The sequence below is a fragment of the Haladaptatus sp. genome (genome assembly GCF_049589095.1).
Classification (GTDB): domain Archaea; phylum Halobacteriota; class Halobacteria; order Halobacteriales; family Haladaptataceae; genus Haladaptatus.
Genome location: NZ_JBAWAC010000346.1, coordinates 1 through 3,446, shown reverse-complemented (window position 1 = coordinate 3,446; position 3,446 = coordinate 1). Strand labels below are relative to the sequence as shown.

Genomic DNA, 3,446 nt, shown 5'->3' with positions numbered 1-3,446 from the left:
CGGTGCGGTTCCCGAGGCGTGCGTGGTCGGTCCCCTTCCCGGAACCATGGTCGTCAGGCTCACGACGAACGCGGACGTTCGGACGTTCGTCGAGGTCCTCAAAACGCGGTTCCCCGACGTCACCCTTCGAAGTCGAAGACATCGGGACAAGCCGGTCGTGTCCGACGACCTGAATACCACGCTCGCGGAGACGCTGACCGACCGCCAGCGGGAGGTGCTGGAGACGGCCTACTACAGCGGCTTCTTCGACTCGCCACGGAAGAGCACGGGGGAGGAAGTCGGTCGGTCGCTCGATATCTCACAGCGGACGTTCCAACACCATCTGCGAGCGGCCGAGCGGAAACTGCTCCAGCGACTGTTGCAATCGTAACCCGGCGGCGACCGTGTCTAGATAGATAGCCTCCCGTGTAATACATCACGTTCAATCTAGCTGGAAGCGCCTTTACATAGTATACCCTCCCAGCAACCATGGAAACAGAAGTAAAACGACAACCTCAGCGAGACGGCGACCGGCTGAGCCTTGACGTGCTTTCGGCGGTGATGGAAAAGGCAGGGTATGACGACGCGACCGAGTTCACGACCTGTTTGTACGACGTAATCGACCCGGACGCGCTCGATTCGCTCTTTCATCGGCAGACGAAAGGAGGCCGTGTCGAGTTCGTTCTGGACGGCTATGAAGTTCGAGTCCACAGCAACGGGTTGGTGGAGGTAACCGAAGAGAACTGATGGACGAACTGTGATAGAACGAAACAAAGCGGTAGGCGATCAGCAAATCTGTGCGGTCTGTGGGGACGCCATCGATATCGAAGCGTGGCATCCGGTTCTCGCCGACACGGACTCGAACGGGACGCTTCGATTGTATCCGTTCTGTACGCCCGCCTGCCGAAACGAGTGGAATCGACACCGAAACGACCGATAACAGAGAATGAACGAAACACCCCCCAACGAGATCGAATACAGCGAATACGAGGACGAATATGGAACCGTGGCGATGTTCTACGACCCGGAGAATCACCAGGCGTGGATCCGTTCGAGCACGACGGTTTCCGTGCGACGGTAGCGGCTTTTGTGCGGGTTGATTTCCGTGCATGGATATGAATATATAGTTCGTTGACTATTCTGGGATATGAATCGAATCGTTCGACGGCCGACGACGACTGAGAATCAGTGTTTTCTTTCTTTTTTCGCACGTTCGAGCACGTGCCGAACGAACGGTTCCTTCTTCGCCGTGTACGTCGCCCTGTCGTCGCCGTGCTCGTCGGCCAACTCCCGCTTCAGTCGGTCATACTCCACAGCGACGGCGGGATGATCTCGGAGATAGTCCCGGAACCCGACCGATTCTCGATAACAGTCGCTTCCCGCTTCGGTCAGCGAGAGATAGTGGGTGCGCTCCGTCCGCGGACCCTTTGCGAGAAAGGCGCGGTCGGGGACGCCGTCGTTCGGTCGATACTCGTAGCCGTGGCCCTCCAGCACGGAAACGAGTCGCGCGGCGTGAGACGCGTCCTCGACGACGGCAAGGATATCGATGATGGGTTTTGCGACGATGCTCGGAATCGCGGTACTGCCGACGTGTTCGAACGCGAGAACGTCGTTCCCGGCAACCGAACGAAGCCGTTCGACTTCCGCCTCGTACTCCCGTCGCCACTCGTCCCTGTGCGGTTCGAGTTCGATGGTGCCGCGCTCCAGACCGACCATACCCCTTCCATGGGTGATCCGGAAATAAACGTTCGCACCGGATTCGATGCACCCCCGATAGCGACGGAATATTTATCCCGGGTCGTGACGAATTAGAATCATGAACCGCGCCCTCCTCCACTACGCGTCGTTGGGTCTCGTCGGTCTCTCGTTCGCCGCGCTCTCCATCCCAGACCTCGCGGCAGGGGACTCTAGCATCAGCCTGTGGCTGCTTGCAATCAGCGGGGTCGGAATGCTGTTCGGAAGCCTCTACGAGGTATTGACCGGCGGCCTCGCCGATTTCGAATCCGACCGCTTCACGCCGCTCATCGTCGTCAGCGCGATACTATCCGCCCTTGGGACGGGGCTGTCGCTCCTCGGATGAGTCGTCGTGCACGTCTCGTGTCGGCGAACTACGGCAGAAACCGTCGGAAACTCCAGTACACGCCGGATAACATGTTCTTCAGGTCCGCTCCGGGGGTGAGTCCCGCATCGGGATTCCTCGCCGATTCCCAGTCGGATTCGAGCGCGTCCCGCGAGCAGTGACGTAACTCGCCGGAGTGGACTCGCGTTCCATCGGCGTCGGTGAGTCGCAACAGCACAACGTCGTCTCCCGTTCCGACGACGCGGTAGACGCCGCTCTCGTCGCCGTCGGCCGTCGGTCGGTAGTGATCGCCAACGTCTATCATGTTTCTACGCCGTCCACGGTTCGACTTCGATTATGTACCGGGGTGGTATGAATTGATCGCCGAACCTCGGCTCAGTTCGGACTCGCGGCTCGAACGACTCGAAAAATCCGAAAAACACAAAACGATTCCAGTTCGACCGTCTTCAGTCCACGACGACGAGTACGTCACCCATATCGACGCTGTCGCCTTCACTGACGGCGATTTGCGTAACGGTCCCTCCCCGAGAAGCGACGACGTCGTTTTCCATCTTCATGGCTTCGAGGACGCAGACGACGTCACCGGATTCGATTTCGTCGCCCTCTTCGACTTTCACGTCGAGAATGGTGCCCTGCATCTCGGCGGACACCGTCTCACCCTCCGCATCGACGACGGTCTCGCCGCCGTCGCTGCTGCCGCCCGATGGCTTGGGTTTCTGGCCGCCGCCGCCGTTGTTCGCGGGGACCGCGGCGACGCCGCCGCGGTCTTCGAGGTTGACTTCGAAGCGCTTGCCGTTGACTTCGACGGTGAACTCGCGTTCGACGACCTCCTCGTCATCGTCCGACGATTCGGTCGTTCCCCACTTCTCCTGTGCCTCCTCGATTTTCTCCGCGTCGAGGTGGTGGTCGAGGTACTTCGTGGTGTGGGTCCCCGCGACGAACTCCTCGTCGTCGAGCATCAGGCGGTGGAACGGAATGATGGTCGGGATTCCCTCGATGTCGTACTCGGCGAGCGCGCGCTTGGAGCGAACGATGCACTCCTCGCGGTCGCCGCCGTGAACGATGAGCTTCGCGATCATCGAGTCGTAATCGGTGACGAGGTCGTCACCTTGTCGAAGCGCATCGTCGAGACGGACGCCGATGCCTCCCGGCGGGTCGTAGGTCGTTAGCTTCCCGCCGGTCGCGGGCGAGAAGTCCTTCGCGGCGTTCTCGGCGTTGATGCGGAACTCCATCGCGTGGCCTTCGAGTTCCACGTCGTCCTGTTCGAAGCCGAGCGGTTCGTCGGCGGCGACGCGGATCTGCCACTTCACGATATCGACGTCGGTCAACCACTCCGTGACGCAATGTTCGACCTGAATCCGGGTGTTCACTTCGAGGAAGTAGAAGT

The 3,446-nt window shown here is 60.1% G+C and carries 8 protein-coding genes; 5 read left to right on the top strand and 3 right to left on the bottom strand.

Going from position 1 to position 3,446, the window contains the following annotated elements; translation table 11 throughout:
* From WBV42_RS11015 to WBV42_RS11000, 4 genes are all read left to right on the top strand, one after another.
* The coding region (locus WBV42_RS11015; protein ID WP_423986071.1) for a helix-turn-helix domain-containing protein at positions 1 to 370 on the top strand (370 nt) is incomplete at its 5' end.
* Positions 371 to 468: 98 nt separating this feature from the next.
* Entirely contained in the window at positions 469 to 726 is a 258-nt protein-coding gene (locus WBV42_RS11010; protein WP_423986070.1) for a HalOD1 output domain-containing protein, read from the top strand.
* A gap of 10 nt (positions 727 to 736) precedes the next feature.
* On the top strand, positions 737 to 919 hold the full coding sequence (locus tag WBV42_RS11005) for a DUF7576 family protein (protein ID WP_423986069.1): 183 nt from the start codon (positions 737 to 739) through the stop codon (positions 917 to 919).
* Positions 920 to 925: 6 nt separating this feature from the next.
* Positions 926 to 1,060: a DUF7331 family protein gene (locus tag WBV42_RS11000; RefSeq protein WP_256486704.1), complete on the top strand. Its 135-nt coding sequence runs from the start codon at positions 926 to 928 to the stop codon at positions 1,058 to 1,060.
* A 104-nt stretch (positions 1,061 to 1,164) separates the two neighbouring features.
* Here WBV42_RS11000 and WBV42_RS10995 read toward each other — a convergent pair whose 3' ends face one another.
* A complete protein-coding gene (locus tag WBV42_RS10995; protein ID WP_423986068.1) occupies positions 1,165 to 1,695 on the bottom strand; it encodes a GrpB family protein in 531 nt (176 codons plus the stop codon).
* Between the two features lie 100 nt (positions 1,696 to 1,795).
* Here WBV42_RS10995 and WBV42_RS10990 point away from each other — a divergent pair, with 100 nt between their 5' ends.
* Complete coding sequence (locus tag WBV42_RS10990) at positions 1,796 to 2,059, top strand: hypothetical protein (protein ID WP_423986067.1); 264 nt, start codon at positions 1,796 to 1,798, stop codon at positions 2,057 to 2,059.
* Between the two features lie 28 nt (positions 2,060 to 2,087).
* Here the strand turns inward: WBV42_RS10990 and WBV42_RS10985 are convergent, their stop codons facing one another.
* Both WBV42_RS10985 and WBV42_RS10980 read right to left on the bottom strand, forming a co-directional pair.
* Positions 2,088 to 2,363, bottom strand: a complete 276-nt coding sequence (locus WBV42_RS10985) for a hypothetical protein (protein WP_423986066.1) — start codon at positions 2,361 to 2,363, stop codon at positions 2,088 to 2,090.
* A gap of 142 nt (positions 2,364 to 2,505) precedes the next feature.
* Positions 2,506 to 3,446, bottom strand: a 941-nt coding sequence (locus WBV42_RS10980) for a biotin/lipoyl-containing protein (protein ID WP_423986065.1), incomplete at its 5' end; no start/stop codon positions are given.